Genomic DNA, 18389 nt, shown 5'->3' with positions numbered 1-18389 from the left:
GGATCATGTAGCCTATTGCTTTGCGCTGCCTTTTTCCTCGCCTCGGCTCGGGTCTCGACTTGACTGGGGCGGCTTGGCGTGCGCTCCCAGCACCGATGTGATTTTGCGAGCCCGTGGAAGGACGCCCCTTGGTCGCCTCGCGCAACCCCCAGTCCGACAGCATTTCCAACGTCACCGGCCCCCGCCGCATCTCCTTCGCAAAGATCTCCGAGCCGCTTCAGGTTCCGGATCTGCTTGCGCTTCAGGTGGACAGTTTCGACTGGCTGGTCGGTAACGAAACGTGGCAGGCCCGTGTGGCCGCCGCCGAGGCCGAGGGGCGGTCGGACCTGTCCGGCCCCAGCGGCCTGGAAGAGATTTTCGAGGAGATCTCCCCGATCGAGGACTTCAGCGGCACCATGTCGCTGTCGTTCCGCGACCACCGCTTCGAGCCTCCGAAGAACACGGTGGACGAATGCAAGGAGCGGGATGTCACCTATTCCGCGCCGCTGTTCGTCACCGCCGAGTTCATGAACAACGAAACCGGTGAGATCAAGAGCCAGACCGTCTTCATGGGCGACTTCCCGCTGATGACCCGCAAGGGCACTTTCGTCATCAACGGCACCGAGCGGGTCGTCGTGTCCCAGCTCGTCCGCTCGCCCGGTGTGTACTTCGAGCGCACCCCGGACAAGACGTCCGACAAGGACATCTTCACCGCCAAGATCATCCCGTCGCGCGGCGCGTGGCTGGAGTTCGAGGTGGACAAGCGCGACATGGTCGGCGTCCGCCTCGACCGCAAGCGCAAGCAGAACGTCACCGTCCTGCTCAAGGCGCTCGGCTGGACCGACGCGCAGATCCTGGAAGAGTTCGGCGACTACGAGTCGATCCGGCTGACCCTGGAGAAGGACCACACCTCCGGGCAGGACGACGCGCTGCTGGACATCTACCGCAAGCTGCGTCCGGGTGAGCCGCCGACCCGCGAGGCCGCGCAGGCGCTGCTGGAGAACTACTACTTCAACGGCAAGCGCTACGACCTGGCCAAGGTCGGCCGCTACAAGATCAACAAGAAGCTCGGCCGTGACGAGGCGCACGACATGGCGGTGCTGACCGTCGACGACATCGTCGCCACGATCAAGTACCTGGTCGCGCTGCACGAAGGCAAGACCGAGCTGCCCGCGCCGAAGGGCGAGATCGTCGTCGAGGAAGACGACATCGACCACTTCGGCAACCGCCGGCTGCGTACCGTCGGTGAACTGATCCAGAACCAGCTCCGCACCGGCCTGGCCCGGATGGAGCGGGTCGTCCGCGAGCGGATGACGACCCAGGACGTCGAGGCGATCACGCCGCAGACCCTGATCAACATCCGTCCGGTGGTGGCGGCGCTGAAGGAGTTCTTCGGCACCTCCCAGCTGTCGCAGTTCATGGACCAGACCAACCCGGTCGCGGGTCTGACCCACAAGCGCCGGCTGAACGCGCTCGGCCCGGGTGGTCTGAGCCGTGAGCGGGCCGGCTTCGAGGTCCGCGACGTGCACCCGTCCCACTACGGCCGGATGTGCCCGATCGAGACCCCGGAAGGCCCGAACATCGGCCTGATCGGTTCGCTCGCGTCGTACGGCCGGGTGAACGCGTTCGGCTTCGTCGAGACGCCGTACCGCCGGGTTGTCGGCGGCCAGGTCACCGACGACGTCGACTACCTGACCGCGGACGAGGAGGACCGGTTCGTCATCGCGCAGGCCAACGCCGCGCTGACCGACGACAACCGGTTCGCCGAGGAGCGCGTGCTGGTTCGCCGGCGTCATGGTGAGGTCGAGCTGGTGCCGGTCGACGACGTGGACTACATGGACGTCTCGCCGCGCCAGATGGTGTCGGTGGCGACCGCGCTGATCCCGTTCCTCGAGCACGACGACGCCAACCGCGCGCTGATGGGTTCGAACATGCAGCGCCAGGCGGTGCCGCTGATCACCTCGGACGCGCCGCTGGTCGGCACCGGGATGGAGTTCCGCGGTGCGGTCGACGCCGGCGACGTGGTCGTCTCCGACAAGGCCGGCGTGGTCAAGGAGGTCTCGGCCGATCTGATCGAGATCGCCGCCGACGACGGCACGTACCAGACCTACCGGATGGCGAAGTTCCGCCGCTCGAACCAGGGCACCTGCATCAACCAGCGTCCGCTGGTCGACGCCGGGCAGCGGGTCGAGATCGGTACGCCGCTGGCCGACGGTCCGTGCACCGACGAGGGCGAGATGGCTCTCGGCCGGAACATGCTGGTCGCGTTCATGCCGTGGGAGGGTCACAACTACGAAGACGCGATCATCCTGTCCCAGCGCGTCGTACAGCAGGACCTGCTGACCTCGATCCACATCGAGGAGCACGAGGTCGACGCTCGCGACACCAAGCTGGGTCCGGAGGAGATCACCCGGGACATCCCGAACGTCTCCGACGAGATGCTGGCCGACCTCGACGAGCGCGGGATCATCCGCATCGGCGCCGAGGTCACCACCGGCGACATCCTGGTCGGCAAGGTCACGCCGAAGGGCGAGACCGAGCTCACCCCGGAAGAGCGGCTGCTGCGCGCGATCTTCGGTGAGAAGGCGCGCGAGGTCCGCGACACGTCGCTGAAGGTGCCGCACGGCGAGGAGGGCACCGTCATCGGTGTCCGCGTCTTCGACCGCGACAACGGCGACGAGCTGCCGCCGGGCGTCAACCAGCTGGTCCGGGTGTACGTCGCCCAGAAGCGGAAGATCTCGGTCGGCGACAAGCTGGCCGGCCGGCACGGCAACAAGGGCGTCATCTCGAAGATCCTGCCGGTCGAGGACATGCCGTTCATGGAAGACGGCACCCAGGTCGACATCATCCTGAACCCGCTGGGCGTGCCCGGCCGGATGAACGTCGGTCAGGTCCTCGAGACCCACCTCGGCTGGGTTGCCAGCCGCGGCTGGGAGGTCGACCCGGAGAACCAGGAGGAGTGGGCGCAGCGGCTGATCAAGATCGGCGCGGGCTCCGCTCCGGCGATGACGAACGTCGCCACCCCGGTCTTCGACGGCGCCCGGGAAGAGGAGGTCACCGGCCTGCTCGGCTCGACGCTGCCGAACCGTGACGGCGTCCGGATGGTCGACGGCACCGGTAAGGCCCGGATGTTCGACGGCCGCTCGGGTGAGCCGTTCCCGGAGCCGGTCGGCGTCGGCTACATGTACATGCTGAAGCTGCACCACCTGGTTGACGACAAGATCCACGCACGGTCGACCGGTCCGTACTCGATGATCACCCAGCAGCCGCTGGGTGGTAAGGCCCAGTTCGGTGGCCAGCGGTTCGGCGAGATGGAGGTGTGGGCCCTCGAGGCCTACGGTGCCGCCTTCGCGCTGCAGGAGCTGCTGACGATCAAGTCCGACGATGTCGTCGGCCGGGTCAAGGTGTACGAGGCGATCGTCAAGGGCGAGAACATCCCGGAGCCGGGTATCCCGGAGTCGTTCAAGGTTCTGGTCAAGGAAATGCAGTCCCTCTGCCTCAATGTCGAGGTGCTCTCGTCCGACGGAAGCCGGGTCGAGATGCGCGACAGCGAGGAGGACGTCTTCCGGGCGGCAGAGGAACTGGGCATCGACCTGTCCCGGCGCGAGCCGAACAGTGTCGAGGAGGTCTGAGCGGGTTGCCGCTTGACAACAACACCAACTCACTCAGACCACTTTTAGCAACGGGAGATAACACATCGTGCTCGACGTGAACTTCTTCGACGAGCTTCGGATCGGCCTGGCCACCGCGGATGAGATCCGTCAGTGGTCGCACGGCGAGGTCAAGAAGCCGGAGACGATCAACTACCGGACGCTCAAGCCCGAGCGTGACGGACTCTTCTGCGAGAAGATCTTCGGTCCCACCCGGGACTGGGAGTGCTACTGCGGCAAGTACAAGCGTGTTCGCTTCAAGGGCATCATCTGCGAGCGGTGTGGCGTCGAGGTCACCCGTTCCAAGGTGCGCCGCGAGCGGATGGGCCACATCGAGCTGGCCGCGCCGGTCACCCACATCTGGTACTTCAAGGGTGTCCCGTCGCGGCTCGGCTACCTGCTCGACCTCGCCCCGAAGGACCTGGAGAAGGTCATCTACTTCGCGGCGTACATGATCACCGACGTCGACGACGAGGCGCGGCACCGCGACCTCTCGTCGTTGGAGGGCCGGACCGACGTCGAGCGCAAGCAGCTCGAGAACCGGCGCGACAACGACATCGAGACCCGGATGAAGAAGCTCGAGGAGGACCTGGCGCAGCTCGAGGCCGAGGGCGCCAAGGCCGACGTACGGCGCAAGGTCAAGGAAGGCGCCGAGCGTGAGGTCAAGCAGCTGCGCGACCGTGCGCAGCGCGAGATCGACCGCCTCGACGAGGTCTGGACCCGGTTCAAGAACCTGAAGGTCCAGGACCTCGAGGGCGACGAGATCCTCTACCGCGCCATGAAGGAGCGGTTCGGCAAGTACTTCGAGGGCGCGATGGGTGCGGCCGCGATCCAGCGCCGGCTCGAGACCTTCGACCTCAAGGCCGAGGCCGACAACCTGCGCGAGACGATCAAGACCGGCAAGGGCCAGCGCAAGACCCGCGCCCTGAAGCGGCTCAAGGTCGTCACCGCGTTCCTGGCGACGAACAACAGCCCGATGGGCATGGTGCTCGACTGCGTCCCGGTGATCCCGCCGGACCTGCGGCCGATGGTTCAGCTCGACGGTGGCCGGTTCGCCACCTCGGACCTGAACGACCTGTACCGCCGGGTGATCAACCGGAACAACCGGCTCAAGCGGCTGCTCGACCTGGGCGCGCCGGAGATCATCGTCAACAACGAGAAGCGGATGCTGCAGGAGGCCGTCGACGCACTGTTCGACAACGGTCGCCGTGGCCGTCCGGTCACCGGCCCGGGCAACCGGCCGCTGAAGTCGCTGTCCGACATGCTCAAGGGCAAGCAGGGTCGTTTCCGTCAGAACCTGCTGGGCAAGCGCGTCGACTACTCGGGCCGTTCGGTCATCGTGGTCGGCCCGCAGCTGAAGCTGCACCAGTGCGGTCTGCCGAAGGCGATGGCGCTGGAGCTGTTCAAGCCGTTCGTGATGAAGCGGCTGGTCGACCTCAACCACGCGCAGAACATCAAGTCCGCCAAGCGGATGGTCGAGCGCCAGCGCGCCCAGGTCTGGGACGTGCTGGAAGAGGTCATCACCGAGCACCCGGTCCTGCTCAACCGTGCACCAACCCTGCACCGGCTGGGCATCCAGGCGTTCGAGCCGCAGCTGATCGAGGGCAAGGCGATCCAGATCCACCCGCTCGTCTGCTCCGCGTTCAACGCGGACTTCGACGGTGACCAGATGGCGGTGCACCTGCCGCTGTCGGCCGAGGCGCAGGCCGAGGCCCGGATCCTGATGCTGTCGACGAACAACATCCTGAAGCCGGCCGACGGCCGTCCGGTCACGATGCCGACGCAGGACATGATCATCGGCATCTACTTCCTGACGATGCTGAAGGAAGGCGCGCTGGGCGAGGGCCGGGCGTTCAGCTCGGTGGCCGAGGCGATCATGGCCTTCGACCGCAAGGAGCTGTCGCTGCAGGCCAAGGTCACGCTGCGGCTGAACGAGTCCGGGGTGCCGGCCGGTGCGGACGAGCGGCCCGACGGCGGCTTCGCGCTGGAGACGACGCTGGGCCGGGCGCTGTTCAACGAGGCGCTGCCGCACGACTACCCGTTCGTCGACCTCGAGGTCGGCAAGAAGCAGCTGGGCGGGATCGTCAACGACCTGGCCGAGCGGTACACGAAGGTCGAGGTCGCCAACGCCCTCGACAACCTGAAGGACCTCGGTTTCCGCTGGGCCACCCGCTCGGGTGTCACGGTGTCGATCGACGACTTCAGCACGCCGCCGTCCAAGCCGGAGATCATGGCTCGGTACGAGTCCCAGGCCGAGAAGGTCCAGAAGCAGTTCGAGCGAGGTCTGATCACCTCGTCCGAGCGGCGCCAGGAGCTGATCGAGATCTGGACCGGCGCCAACGCCGAGGTCGGTAAGGCGATGGAGGAGAACTTCGCCAAGGACAACCCGATCTGGATGATGGTGCACTCCGGTGCCCGAGGCAACATGATGCAGATCCGGCAGATCGCCGGTATGCGTGGTCTGGTCGCCAACCCGAAGGGCGAGATCATCGCCCGGCCGATCAAGTCCAACTTCCGCGAGGGTCTGTCGGTGGTCGAGTACTTCATCGCCACCCACGGCGCCCGGAAGGGTCTGGCCGACACCGCGCTGCGGACCGCCGACTCGGGGTACCTGACCCGTCGTCTGGTGGACGTGTCGCAGGACGTGATCATCCGCGAGGAGGACTGCGGCACCGAGCGGGGCCTGCCGAAGCAGATCGGCGAGAAGGACCCGTCCGGCAAGGTCGTGCACGCCGAGAACGTGGAGACGAGCGCGTACGCGCGGACCCTGGCCACCGACGCCCTGGACGCCGACGGCAACGTCGTGCTCGCCGGCGGCGCCGACCTGGGCGACGTGTCGATCGCGAAGCTGGTCGCGGCCGGGATCGAAGAGGTCAAGGTCCGGTCGGTGCTCACCTGTGACGCCAAGACCGGTACCTGCGCGAAGTGCTACGGCCGTTCGCTGGCGACCGGCAAGCCGGTCGACATCGGCGAGGCGGTCGGCATCATCGCGGCCCAGTCCATCGGTGAGCCGGGTACGCAGCTGACGATGCGGACCTTCCACACCGGTGGTGTCGCGGGTGATGACATCACCCACGGTCTGCCGCGTGTGGTCGAGCTCTTCGAGGCCCGCCAGCCGAAGGGCAAGGCGCCGATCTCGGAGGCCGCCGGCCGGATCGCGATCGAGGACACCGACAAGACCCGGAAGCTGGTGCTCACCCCGGACGACGGTTCCGAGGAGGTCGCCTACCCGGTGTCGAAGCGTGGTCGCCTGCTGATCGAGGACGGTCAGCACGTCGAGGTCGGTCAGCAGCTGACGCAGGGTACGCCGGACCCGCAGGAGGTTCTGCGGATCCTCGGCGTGCGCAAGGCGCAGGAGCACCTGGTGGACGAGGTCCAGGAGGTGTACCGGTCGCAGGGTGTGGCCATCCACGACAAGCACATCGAGATCATCGTCCGGCAGATGCTGCGCCGGGTCACGGTGATCGAGTCCGGCGAGGCGAACCTGCTGCCGGGTGAGCTCGCGGACCGGATCATGTTCGAGGCGGAGAACCGCCGCGTCGTGGCCGAGGGCGGTACGCCGGCCTCGGGTCGTCCGGTGCTGATGGGTATCACCAAGGCCTCGCTGGCCACCGAGTCGTGGCTGTCGGCCGCCTCCTTCCAGGAGACGACCCGCGTCCTCACCGAGGCCGCGATCCACGGCAAGTCCGACTCGCTGGTCGGTCTGAAGGAGAACGTCATCATCGGCAAGCTGATCCCGGCCGGTACGGGCATGGACCGTTACCGCAACATCCGGGTGGAGCCCACCGAGGAGGCGAAGGCCGCGATGTACTCGATGGTCGGCTACGAGTCGTACGACTACGACTTCGGCCCGTCCTCGGGCCAGTCGGTCCCGCTCGACGACTTCGACCTCGGTTCCTACCAGAACTGATTTCGAGTCACTCCGCCGAGGGCGGCACTCCCGTTGGGGGTGCCGCCCTCGCGGCATTTACCCGCCGGTACGAGGCCGCCTGGAAAAGACACTCGGGGTGGCGGCTGAAAGTGTGCGCGGGATAGGCCAAGATTGGTGCATGACGGATCTGCCGGCCTACCTGCGGCCTTTCGTCTTGGGGGTTCTGGATGGTCCTGATGTACGTGTCGATCGCTTGGGGGAGATCGACCTGTACCGCCCGCCCGGGACCGCCCGAGGCGGTGCAATTCTCTTTGTGCACGGGGGTCCTGGACCTGCCGGTCTCGAGGTCATGCCTCGGGAGTGGCCGGTCTACAAGGGCTATGCGACCGCTGCTGCCAGGCGAGGCCTGGTGGCCGCAGTCGTCGACCACAGCCTGATCCACGGTCTCGACCGACTGGTCGCGGCCGCGGACGAGGTGGAGGCCGCGGTCGGCGTACTGCGTTCCGATCCGCGGGTCGACCCTGATCGGGTCGGTCTGTGGTTCTTCTCCGGTGCCGGCCTGCTGGCCGGGGAGTGGCTCGACAGCCGCCCCGACTGGTTGCGGTTCGTCGCCCTGACCTATCCCCTGCTCGCCACCCCGCCCGGTGTCGACGACCTGGTAACCGCCGCCGAAGTGATCGGCAAACACAAGGACCTGCCGGTGCTGCTGACCAGAGCTGGACTCGAGCGTGAGGAGCTCGCCGGTCCGGTCGCGGAGTTCGTTTCCGCGGGTGGCGCCGCGCTGGACATCATCGACGTACCGAAAGGGCACCACGGGTTCGACATGCTCGACCACACCGAAGAATCACGCGCCGCCGTCACCAAGGCTCTGGACTGGGCTATTGCCCACCTCGGCGAGGAGCCCGGTGACGACGGCAAGCTCCTCGTCCCACCACCCCCGGCCAAGAAGAAGACTTCCACCCCGCGACGGACGCCGTCCGCCGCCAAACCGGCCACAGCGGTCAAGGAAGCGCCTGCTGGACCCGCTACCCAGCAGACGCCACCCCCGGCACCGAAGGCCACCCCTGCTCCTGTTGCTGCCCCCGTGCAGGCCCCACTGGCCGATCTCGGGATGGCGACCGTCGCGGCCGTCACCGCCGACACCCCGGCGGCCCGGGTGATCGGCCGCGAGCACGCCGCGTTCGCCGCGCACGACCTCGAGGCCTTCCTGGCCATGTACTCGCCGACCGCGCGGATCCTGCTCATCGACGGCACCGAACTGAAGGGCCGCCGGTTCCTGCGCGAGCACTACCGGCCGGGGTTCGACGCCGGCCAGTGCAAGACCGAAGTCGTGCAGCGCCTGATGCTGGGGGAGTGGGTGGTCGAGCACGTGCTGTCGTACGACGACGGCGGGACCACCCCACTGCTCGGTCTGTACCGCGTCGTCGACGGCCTGATCACCGACGTCGAGTTCCGCGCCTGACCCGTGATCGACCACCTCGCCGAATTCGACCGGACGGCCGCGCGGTTCGCGGCCGTCCTGGCCGACGCCGACCCGGACCTGCCGGTGCCGGCGTGCCCCGGCTGGACGATCGCCGACCTGGCGCTGCATCTCGGCTCCGGTCAGCGCTGGGCCGCGTCGATCCTGCTCAGCGGCACGTCCCAGGAGACCCCGCAGGTGCTCCGTACGACGATCTCCTGGGCCGACTGGTACGCCGGGACGAGCGCGGCGCTGATCGCGGCGATCCGGGCGATCGATCCCGACGAACCCTGCTGGAACTTCTCGCCGGTGGACCAGCGCGCGGGGTTCTGGGCCCGCCGGCGCATGCATGAGACGGTGATCCATCTCGTGGACGCCCTGCAGGCGACCGATCCGGGGGCGGCCGATCCGGCCGGCGTGCCGGCGGCGGTCGCGGCCGACGGGGTGGACGAGGTGTTCGGGGTGTACCTGCCCCGGATGCTTGCCCGCGGGTTCGCGCCGGCGGTCACCCGGCAGCTCGGCGTACGTGCTACCGACACCGGCCACGAATGGACGCTGACCCCTGTGTCACAAGGCGATCCGCCCCAGGTCGAGCGGGGCCGGGCGGCCGGGGAAGCGGTCTTGTCAGGGACCGCGGCGGAGCTCGACCTGTGCCTGTGGAAGCGCTTGCCGGGAGCCGTTCTGACGGTCGAGGGGGACGCCGGTGCGGCCGCCGATTTCCTCGCGGCGCGAGCCACTGCGTAGGCCTTGTACACTAGAGAAGCGGAAGCTCCTCGACCATGGTTGATTACTCATTTTGACCGTGCTTGAGGCACCCGCTAGTCTTAACGATCGTGCCCGGGGTCTTCCTTGGGCCGTCATGCGTGCCCCTCGTCCAACGGGTCGGGCCGCGTGGCACGGGACTTCCTGCCGACAGTCTTGAGATTAAGGCCCCGGTACGCCCGTGCGCACGCGACACACCCGACCGCGGGGGTCAGGCAAGAGCTACAAACCCAGCCGGACGACAGAAAGAGACCCACGCGGTGCCCACCATTAACCAGCTGGTCCGCAAGGGCCGCCAGGACAAGGTGTCCAAGAACAAGACGCCGGCCCTGAAGGGTTCCCCTCAGCGTCGTGGTGTGTGCACGCGCGTCTACACGACCACGCCGAAGAAGCCGAACTCGGCGCTTCGCAAGGTTGCACGTGTCCGCCTGACCAGCGGCATCGAGGTCACCGCCTACATTCCCGGCGTCGGCCACAACCTGCAGGAGCACTCGATCGTGCTCGTCCGCGGTGGCCGGGTGAAGGACCTCCCGGGTGTCCGGTACAAGATCATCCGCGGTTCGCTCGACACCCAGGGTGTGAAGAACCGGAAGCAGGCGCGCAGCCTGTACGGCGCGAAGAAGGAGAAGAGCTAATGCCGCGCAAGGGCCCCGCCCCGAAGCGCCCGGTCATCATCGACCCGGTCTACAGTTCGCCGCTCGTCACCCAGTTGATCTCCAAGATCCTGGTCGACGGCAAGAAGCAGATCGCGCAGAGCATCGTGTACAACGCGCTCGAGGGCACTCGCACCAAGACCGGCACCGACCCGGTGATCACGCTGAAGCGTGCGCTGGACAACGTGAAGCCGAGCATCGAGGTGAAGAGCCGCCGCGTCGGTGGTGCCACGTACCAGGTGCCGATCGAGGTCAAGCCGGGTCGCTCGACCACGCTCGCCCTGCGCTGGCTGACGTCGTACTCCCGTGCGCGTCGCGAGAAGACCATGTCCGAGCGCCTGATGAACGAGATCCTGGACGCGTCCAACGGTCTCGGTGCGTCGGTGAAGCGCCGCGAGGACACGCACAAGATGGCCGAAGCCAACAAGGCTTTCGCCCACTACCGCTGGTGATCCGGGGTCCGATCCGGACCCCAGCGCTCACCCCTTTGACGCAAGACAGAATCGAGAGGTAGACCACCGAGGTGGCCGTACAAATCACCACCGACCTGGCCAAGGTCCGCAACATCGGGATCATGGCCCACATCGACGCCGGCAAGACGACGACGACCGAGCGGATCCTCTTCTACACCGGTATCACCTACAAGATCGGTGAGGTCCACGACGGCGCCGCCACGATGGACTGGATGGAGCAGGAGCAGGAGCGCGGCATCACGATCACGTCCGCCGCGACGACCTGCACCTGGAAAGACCACACCATCAACATCATCGACACCCCGGGGCACGTCGACTTCACCGTCGAGGTGGAGCGCTCGCTGCGCGTCCTCGACGGCGCTGTCGCGGTGTTCGACGGTGTCGCCGGCGTCGAGCCGCAGTCCGAGACCGTGTGGCGCCAGGCGGACCGGTACGGCGTGCCGCGGATCTGCTTCGTCAACAAGCTGGACCGGACCGGCGCGGAGTTCATGCGCTGCGTCGACATGATCGTCGACCGGCTGGCCGCGGTGCCGCTGGTGCTGCAGCTGCCGATCGGTGCCGAGTCCGACTTCATCGGTGTCGTCGACCTGGTCGGGATGCGCGCGCTGACGTGGCGTGGTGAGACCACGATGGGTGAGGACTACACCGTCGAGGAGATCCCGGCCACCCACACCGAGATCGCCGCCGAGTGGCGCGACAAGCTGATCGAGACGCTGGCCGAGGCCGACGACGAGATCATGGAGATGTACCTGGAGGGCGACGAGCCGACCCAGGAGCAGGTCGTCGCGGGCATCCGGCGGGCGACCATCGCCAGCAAGCTGACCCCGGTGCTGACCGGCACGGCGTTCAAAAACAAGGGCGTCCAGCCGCTGCTCGACGCGATCAACGCCTACCTGCCGAGCCCGCTCGACGTCCCGGCCATCGAGGGCCACGACGTCAAGGACGCGGAGCAGGTCGTCCTGCGCAAGCCGGACGACAGCGAGCCGTTCTCGGCGCTGGCGTTCAAGATCGCGGCCGACCCGCACCTGGGCAAGCTGACCTTCATCCGGGTCTACTCGGGCAAGCTCGAGACCGGCACCCAGGTGCTGAACCCGACGAAGGGCCGCAAGGAGCGGATCGGCAAGATCTACCGCATGCACGCGAACAAGCGTGAGGAGATCGCGTCGATCGGCGCCGGCCACATCGTCGCCGTGATGGGCCTGAAGGACACCACCACCGGTGAGACCCTGTCCGACCCGGCCAAGCCGGTCGTGCTGGAGTCGATGCAGTTCCCGGCCCCGGTCATCTCGGTCGCCATCGAGCCCAAGTCGAAGGCCGACCAGGAGAAGCTGGGCGTCGCGATCCAGCGGCTCGCCGAGGAGGACCCGACCTTCCAGGTCCGGACCGACGAGGACACCGGCCAGACCATCATCGCCGGTATGGGCGAGCTGCACCTCGAGGTGCTGGTCGACCGGATGAAGCGCGAGTTCCGCGTCGAGGCCAACGTCGGCAAGCCGCAGGTCGCCTACCGCGAGACCATCAAGAAGAAGGTCGAGAAGGTCGACTACACGCACAAGAAGCAGACCGGTGGTTCGGGTCAGTTCGCGCGTGTGATCATCAACATCGAGCCGACTTCGGTCGAGGCCGGTGGCGAGGGTGGCTACGAGTTCGTCAACTCCGTCACCGGTGGCCGCATCCCCCGGGAGTACATCCCGTCGGTGGACGAGGGCGCCCAGGAGGCGATGGAGTTCGGCGTACTGGCCGGCTACCCGATGGTGGACGTCAAGGTCACGCTGACCGACGGCGCCTACCACGACGTCGACTCCTCCGAGCTCGCGTTCAAGATCGCCGGTTCGATGGCCTTCAAGGACGCCGCGCGGCGTGCGACCCCGGTCATCCTCGAGCCGATGTTCGCAGTCGAGGTGATCACCCCCGAGGACTACATGGGTGAAGTGATCGGCGACCTCAACTCGCGTCGTGGCCAGATCCAGTCGATGGACGAGGGCCCCGGTGGCAGCCGGGCCGTGAAGGCTCTGGTGCCGTTGTCCGAGATGTTCGGGTATGTCGGTGACCTGCGGTCCAAGACCCAGGGCCGCGCGTCGTACTCGATGCAGTTCGATTCCTACGCCGAGGTTCCGAAGAACGTGGCGGAAGAGATCATCAAGAAGGCCCGGGGCGAGTAATCTCTCGCTCCTGACCACCACACCCCAAGCGCGTCGGCGTACGGCGTAGTCAACATTTATCTAGGAGGGCCCCAGTGGCGAAGGCGAAGTTCGAGCGGACTAAGCCGCACGTCAACATCGGCACCATCGGTCACATCGACCACGGTAAGACCACGCTTACCGCGGCGATCACCAAGGTGCTGCACGACAAGTACCCGAACCTCAACGAGGCGTCGGCCTTCGATCAGATCGACAAGGCGCCCGAAGAGCGTCAGCGCGGTATCACCATCTCCATCGCGCACGTCGAGTACCAGACCGAGGCCCGGCACTACGCCCACGTTGACTGCCCGGGTCACGCGGACTACATCAAGAACATGATCACCGGTGCGGCCCAGATGGACGGTGCGATCCTGGTCGTCGCCGCCACCGACGGCCCGATGCCGCAGACGCGTGAGCACGTGCTGCTCGCCCGTCAGGTCGGCGTGCCGGCGATGGTCGTCGCGCTGAACAAGTGCGACATGGTCGACGACGAGGAGATCCTGGAGCTCGTCGAGCTCGAGGTTCGCGAGCTGCTCTCGGAGCAGGAGTTCGACGGTGACAACGCGCCGATCGTGCGGGTTGCCGCGCACCCGGCGCTGCAGGGCGACGCCAAGTGGGGCGAGTCGATCATCGAGCTGATGGACGCGGTCGACGCCTACATCCCGCAGCCGACCCGTGAGATCGACAAGCCGTTCCTGATGCCGGTGGAGGACGTCTTCACCATCACCGGTCGCGGTACGGTCATCACCGGCCGGATCGAGCGCGGTGTCGTCAAGATCAACGAGACGGTCGACATCGTCGGCATCCGTCCGGAGAAGCAGACCACCACGGTCACCGGTATCGAGATGTTCCGCAAGCTGCTCGACGAGGGCCAGGCCGGTGAGAACGTCGGTCTGCTGCTTCGTGGCACGAAGCGCGAGGACGTCGAGCGCGGCATGGTCGTCATCAAGCCGGGCACCACGACCCCGCACACCAACTTCGACGCTTCGGTCTACATCCTGTCGAAGGAGGAGGGCGGCCGGCACACGCCGTTCTTCCAGAACTACCGCCCGCAGTTCTACTTCCGCACCACGGACGTCACCGGCGTCGTCACGCTGCCCGAGGGCACCGAGATGGTCATGCCGGGCGACAACACCGACATGTCGGTCGAGCTGATCCAGCCGATCGCCATGGAAGAGGGCCTGAAGTTCGCGATCCGTGAAGGTGGCCGCACCGTCGGCGCCGGCCGGGTCACCAAGATCATCAAGTGATCTCACGAGGTCCGCGAGGGCTCGCACGACTGAGCCCCCGCGGACCTCTGCTTTGCGCCTGATCCGGCGCTCAGGTGGTACCGGATCAGGCGGAAAGCCACCCGATTGGCGTTTCGGCGCCGATCTCTGGCACAATATTCAGGTTGCTCAGGCGAGGCCGCCGGGGCGCGCCCCAGACTGTCGTCTGGCTGGTGCGCCGGACCGGAGACCATGCCGAGGTTCCGGTCCGAGACCGGGCCCCGATCACCATCTCAGGTCGAAGAAGCGGTGGGTCACGCGCGTGCCGCGTACGCGACACACCCGACCGCGGGGGTCGGAGCAACGAACCGAAAGACGATAGAGAAGGACAAAGCGAAGCGATGGCGGGACAAAAGATCCGCATCCGGCTGAAGGCCTACGACCACGAGGTCATCGACAGCTCGGCACGCAAGATTGTCGACACGGTGACGCGTACTGGTGCGAAGGTTGCTGGCCCGGTGCCGTTGCCGACGGAAAAGAACGTGTTCTGCGTCATCCGCTCGCCGCACAAGTACAAGGACAGCCGCGAGCACTTCGAGATGCGCACCCACAAGCGGCTCATCGACATCATCGACCCCACGCCGAAGACCGTCGACTCGCTGATGCGTCTCGACCTGCCGGCCGGTGTCGACATCGAGATCAAGCTCTGAGGGACGCGAACAGCCAATGAGCACTGTCAAGAACACGCGCGGTCTGCTGGGCACCAAGCTCGGCATGACCCAGACCTGGGACGAGAACAACCGTGTCGTCCCCGTCACCGTGGTCCAGGCCGGACCCTGTGTCGTCACCGGCGTCCGCACCGCGGACCGGGACGGCTACGACGGCGTCCAGATCGCCTTCGGCGACATCGACCCGCGCAAGGTGACCAAGCCCCTGCGCGGCCACTTCGACAAGGCCGGCGTGACGCCGCGGCGCCACCTGCTGGAGCTGCGCACCGCCGACGCCAGCGAGTACACGCTGGGCCAGGAGATCAAGGCCGAGGCCTTCGAGGCCGGTGAGCGGGTCGACGTTTCCGCGACCAGCAAGGGCAAGGGTTTCGCCGGTGTGATGAAGCGGCACGGCTTCCACGGCCTGCGCGCCACCCACGGTGTGCACAAGAAGCACCGTTCGCCGGGTTCCATCGGCGGCTGCGCCACCCCGGGCCGGGTCTTCAAGGGCCTGCGGATGGCGGGCCGGATGGGCGCCGAGCAGATCACCACGCAGAACATCAGCGTCCACGCGATCGACACCGAGCGCGGTCTGATCCTGCTCAAGGGCGCCGTACCCGGCCCCAAGGGCGGTCTGGTGCTGATCCGCAACGCCGCGAAGGGAGCTGCGAAGTGAGCACCGTCGACGTCGTCGTCGTGAAGGGCGACAAGGTCAGCAAGAAGGGTTCCGCCGAGCTTCCGGCCGAGCTGTTCGACGTCCAGGTCAACATCCCGCTGATCCACCAGGTCGTGGTGGCCCAGCTGGCTGCGGCCCGTCAGGGCACGCACAAGGTGAAGAGCCGGGGCGAGGTGTCCGGCGGTGGCGCCAAGCCGTACCGCCAGAAGGGCACCGGCCGCGCCCGCCAGGGTTCGACCCGGGCGCCGCAGTTCACCGGTGGTGGCGTCGTCCACGGCCCGGTGCCGCGGGACTACAGCCAGCGGACCCCGAAGAAGATGATCGCCGCCGCGCTCCGCGGCTCGCTGTCGGACCGGGCCCGTGACGGCCGCGTGTTCGTCATCGAGAGCTTCGTGGACGGCGACAAGCCCTCCACCAAGTCGGCGCTGAAGGTGCTCGGCGAGGTCACCGACCCGGGCAAGGCGCTGGTCGTGGTCGACCGCGCCGACGAGCTGACCTGGCTGAGCCTGCGCAACGTGCAGCACGTGCACCTGATCGCGGCCGACCAGCTGAACGCGTACGACGTGCTGTGCAGCGACGCGGTCGTGTTCACCAAGAGCGCGCTCGACTCGTTCGTCGCCGGCGCGCCCAAAGGCAAGTCCGTCAAGGCCGTCGCCACGTCGACTGAGGCCGAGGAGGTAGAGGCATGAGCCACGGAGTCAACAAAGACCCCCGCGACGTGCTGCTGCGGCCGGTCGTGAGCGAGAAGAGCTACGGCCTGCTGGACGAGCAGAAGTACACGTTCGAGGTCGCACCGGACGCCAACAAGACCGAGATCAAGCTCGCGGTCGAGAAGGTGTTCAAGGTCAAGGTCAACGACGTCAACACCCTCAACCGCAAGGGCAAGCGCCGCCGCACTCGTGCCGGCTGGGGCAAGCGCCCGGACACCAAGCGAGCGATCGTGACCCTCAAGGGCGACGACCGCATCGACATCTTCGGAGGCCAGTCGTAATGGGAATCCGCAAGTACAAGCCGACGACGCCGGGCCGCCGTGGCTCGAGCGTGGCCGACTTCGTCGAGCTCACCCGTTCGACCCCCGAGAAGTCGCTGCTGCGTCCGCTGCCGAAGAAGGGCGGCCGGAACAACTCCGGCAAGATCACCACCCGGCACCACGGTGGCGGTCACAAGCGGGCGTACCGGCTGATCGACTTCAAGCGGTACGACAAGGACGGCGTGCCGGCGAAGGTCGCGCACATCGAGTACGACCCGAACCGCACCGCGCGGATCGCGCTGCTGCACTACGTGGACGGCGAGAAGCGCTACATCCTCGCCCCGTCGAACCTGAAGCAGGGCACGGTCGTCGAGAACGGTCCGGCCGCCGACATCAAGATCGGCAACAACCTGCCGCTGCGCAACATCCCGGTCGGTTCCACCATCCACGCGGTCGAGCTGCGGCCGGGCGGTGGCGCCAAGATGGGCCGCTCCGCCGGTGCCAGCATCCAGCTGGTCGCGAAGGAAGGCCGGATGGCCACCCTGCGGATGCCGTCCGGCGAGGTCCGGATGGTCGACGTGCGCTGCCGCGCCACCCTCGGTGAGGTCGGCAACGGCGAGCAGTCGAACATCAACTGGGGCAAGGCGGGCCGGATGCGCTGGAAGGGCAAGCGCCCGACCGTCCGCGGTGTCGCGATGAACCCGGTCGACCACCCGCACGGTGGTGGTGAGGGTAAGACCTCGGGTGGTCGCCACCCGGTGTCCCCGTGGGGTCAGCCTGAGGGCCGTACCCGCACCCGCAAGGAAAGCGACCGCATGATCGTCCGGCGCCGCAAGGCCGGCAAGAAGCGCTGATAGGAGCCGGCCAGAATGCCACGCAGCCTGAAGAAGGGCCCGTTCGTCGACCACCACCTGGCAAAGAAGGTGGAGGTGCAGAACGAGAAGGGCACCAAGAACGTCATCAAGACCTGGTCCCGCCGATCGATGATCGTGCCGGACATGATCGGCCACACGATTGCGGTGCACGACGGCCGCAAGCACGTGCCGGTGTTCGTGACGGACGCGATGGTCGGGCACAAGCTCGGCGAGTTCGCACCGACCCGGACGTTCAGGGGTCACGAGAAGGACGACCGGAAGTCACGGCGTCGCTGACCAATGGCCAGTGACGAAGCGAAAGCAATCTACGGAGAGATTCGAACATCATGAGCGTTCAAGAGCGTAGGGCGATCAGCGCCCGTCGCGAGAGCCTGCTGGGCGAGCAGCCCGGGGCCTTCGCGGTCGCGCGCTTCGTCCGCGTGACGCCGATGAAGGCGCGCCGCGTGGGTGACCTGGTGCGCGGTCTGGGCGTCGACGACGCACTCGCCACTCTGAAGTTCGCCCCGCAGGCCGCTGCCGCGACCGTGTACAAGGTCGTCGACAGCGCCGCGGCGAACGCCGAGGGCACCGAGCACCTGAGCCGGGCCGACCTGGTCGTGGCCAAGGTCCTCGTGGACGAGGGGCCGACGCTGAAGCGTCACCGCCCGCGTGCGCAGGGCCGGGCCACCCGGATCGACAAGCGGACCAGCCACATCACCATCGTGGTGACCCCGCGGGTCACCGACGAGCCGGTCGAGAAGGCTCCGGCCAAGAAGGCGGCCGCCAAGAAGTCCGCGGACACCGCGGACACGGCGAAGAAGGCTCCGGCCAAGAAGACGGCCAAGAAGGCCGCCGACAAGGCCGAGGCCGCCGACAAGCCGGCCAAGAAGGCGACCGCCAAGAAGTCGGCTGCCAAGAAGGCCACCGCTGAGAAGAAGGAGTCCTGA

At 67.1% G+C, this 18389-nt stretch carries 15 protein-coding genes; all 15 read left to right on the top strand.

The features are described 5' to 3' along the window. Positions 1 to 128 precede the first annotated feature (128 nt). Positions 129 to 3611 carry a DNA-directed RNA polymerase subunit beta gene (rpoB, locus tag OHA18_RS09255; protein ID WP_329003473.1) on the top strand — a complete coding sequence of 1161 codons (3483 nt, stop codon included), beginning with the start codon at positions 129 to 131 and terminating at the stop codon, positions 3609 to 3611. Positions 3612 to 3678: 67 nt separating this feature from the next. After that, entirely contained in the window at positions 3679 to 7539 is a 3861-nt protein-coding gene (locus OHA18_RS09250) for a DNA-directed RNA polymerase subunit beta' (protein WP_329003472.1), read from the top strand. 310 nt (positions 7540 to 7849) lie between these two features. Then, positions 7850 to 8962: a nuclear transport factor 2 family protein gene (locus OHA18_RS09245; protein ID WP_329003471.1), complete on the top strand. Its 1113-nt coding sequence runs from the start codon at positions 7850 to 7852 to the stop codon at positions 8960 to 8962. 3 nt (positions 8963 to 8965) lie between these two features. Next, positions 8966 to 9703, top strand: coding sequence for a maleylpyruvate isomerase N-terminal domain-containing protein (locus OHA18_RS09240; RefSeq protein ID WP_329003470.1), 738 nt, complete (start codon positions 8966 to 8968; stop codon positions 9701 to 9703). 278 nt (positions 9704 to 9981) lie between these two features. Further along, positions 9982 to 10356: a 30S ribosomal protein S12 gene (gene rpsL, locus OHA18_RS09235; protein ID WP_130384649.1), complete on the top strand. Its 375-nt coding sequence runs from the start codon at positions 9982 to 9984 to the stop codon at positions 10354 to 10356. Then, entirely contained in the window at positions 10356 to 10826 is a 471-nt protein-coding gene (gene rpsG, locus OHA18_RS09230; RefSeq protein WP_130384648.1) for a 30S ribosomal protein S7, read from the top strand. The genes rpsL and rpsG overlap by 1 nt, the downstream gene beginning before the upstream one ends. A gap of 122 nt (positions 10827 to 10948) precedes the next feature. Beyond that, entirely contained in the window at positions 10949 to 13009 is a 2061-nt protein-coding gene (gene fusA / locus OHA18_RS09225; protein ID WP_442914412.1) for an elongation factor G, read from the top strand. A gap of 74 nt (positions 13010 to 13083) precedes the next feature. Further along, positions 13084 to 14277, top strand: coding sequence for an elongation factor Tu (gene tuf / locus OHA18_RS09220; protein WP_329003468.1), 1194 nt, complete (start codon positions 13084 to 13086; stop codon positions 14275 to 14277). Positions 14278 to 14636: 359 nt separating this feature from the next. Beyond that, positions 14637 to 14945 (top strand): 30S ribosomal protein S10, encoded by a 309-nt coding sequence (rpsJ, locus tag OHA18_RS09215; RefSeq protein WP_012923688.1) that lies wholly within the window; start codon positions 14637 to 14639, stop codon positions 14943 to 14945. A gap of 16 nt (positions 14946 to 14961) precedes the next feature. After that, positions 14962 to 15618: a 50S ribosomal protein L3 gene (gene rplC / locus OHA18_RS09210; RefSeq protein ID WP_329003466.1), complete on the top strand. Its 657-nt coding sequence runs from the start codon at positions 14962 to 14964 to the stop codon at positions 15616 to 15618. After that, positions 15615 to 16307: a 50S ribosomal protein L4 gene (gene rplD / locus OHA18_RS09205; RefSeq protein WP_329003465.1), complete on the top strand. Its 693-nt coding sequence runs from the start codon at positions 15615 to 15617 to the stop codon at positions 16305 to 16307. Before rplC ends, rplD begins: the two co-directional genes overlap by 4 nt. After that, complete coding sequence (gene rplW / locus OHA18_RS09200) at positions 16304 to 16609, top strand: 50S ribosomal protein L23 (protein ID WP_329003464.1); 306 nt, start codon at positions 16304 to 16306, stop codon at positions 16607 to 16609. Before rplD ends, rplW begins: the two co-directional genes overlap by 4 nt. Next, positions 16609 to 17442 carry a 50S ribosomal protein L2 gene (gene rplB, locus OHA18_RS09195; protein WP_329003462.1) on the top strand — a complete coding sequence of 278 codons (834 nt, stop codon included), beginning with the start codon at positions 16609 to 16611 and terminating at the stop codon, positions 17440 to 17442. Before rplW ends, rplB begins: the two co-directional genes overlap by 1 nt. 15 nt (positions 17443 to 17457) lie before the next feature. After that, positions 17458 to 17739: a 30S ribosomal protein S19 gene (gene rpsS, locus OHA18_RS09190; RefSeq protein ID WP_329003461.1), complete on the top strand. Its 282-nt coding sequence runs from the start codon at positions 17458 to 17460 to the stop codon at positions 17737 to 17739. 50 nt (positions 17740 to 17789) lie between these two features. Continuing rightward, the gene (gene rplV / locus OHA18_RS09185) at positions 17790 to 18389 is read left to right on the top strand and encodes a 50S ribosomal protein L22 (RefSeq protein ID WP_329003460.1); all 600 of its coding nucleotides are present in this window, start codon (positions 17790 to 17792) and stop codon (positions 18387 to 18389) included.

It is taken from the genome of Kribbella sp. NBC_00709, assembly GCF_036226565.1.
GTDB lineage: Bacteria > Actinomycetota > Actinomycetes > Propionibacteriales > Kribbellaceae > Kribbella.
This window is presented reverse-complemented; position numbering and strand designations above follow the sequence as displayed.

What these genes read in the sequence shown, in the direction of transcription:
- OHA18_RS09245 (WP_329003471.1), top strand. Translation starts at nt 7,850, where the DNA reads ATGCCTCGGGAGTGGCCGGTCTACAAGGGCTATGCGACCGCTGCTGCC.
- rpsG (WP_130384648.1), top strand. Translation starts at nt 10,356, where the DNA reads ATGCCGCGCAAGGGCCCCGCCCCGAAGCGCCCGGTCATCATCGACCCG.
- fusA (WP_442914412.1), top strand. Translation starts at nt 10,949, where the DNA reads ATGGCCCACATCGACGCCGGCAAGACGACGACGACCGAGCGGATCCTC.
- rpsJ (WP_012923688.1), top strand. Translation starts at nt 14,637, where the DNA reads ATGGCGGGACAAAAGATCCGCATCCGGCTGAAGGCCTACGACCACGAG.
- rplC (WP_329003466.1), top strand. Translation starts at nt 14,962, where the DNA reads ATGAGCACTGTCAAGAACACGCGCGGTCTGCTGGGCACCAAGCTCGGC.
- rplW (WP_329003464.1), top strand. Translation starts at nt 16,304, where the DNA reads ATGAGCCACGGAGTCAACAAAGACCCCCGCGACGTGCTGCTGCGGCCG.
- rplB (WP_329003462.1), top strand. Translation starts at nt 16,609, where the DNA reads ATGGGAATCCGCAAGTACAAGCCGACGACGCCGGGCCGCCGTGGCTCG.
- rpsS (WP_329003461.1), top strand. Translation starts at nt 17,458, where the DNA reads ATGCCACGCAGCCTGAAGAAGGGCCCGTTCGTCGACCACCACCTGGCA.
- rplV (WP_329003460.1), top strand. Translation starts at nt 17,790, where the DNA reads ATGAGCGTTCAAGAGCGTAGGGCGATCAGCGCCCGTCGCGAGAGCCTG.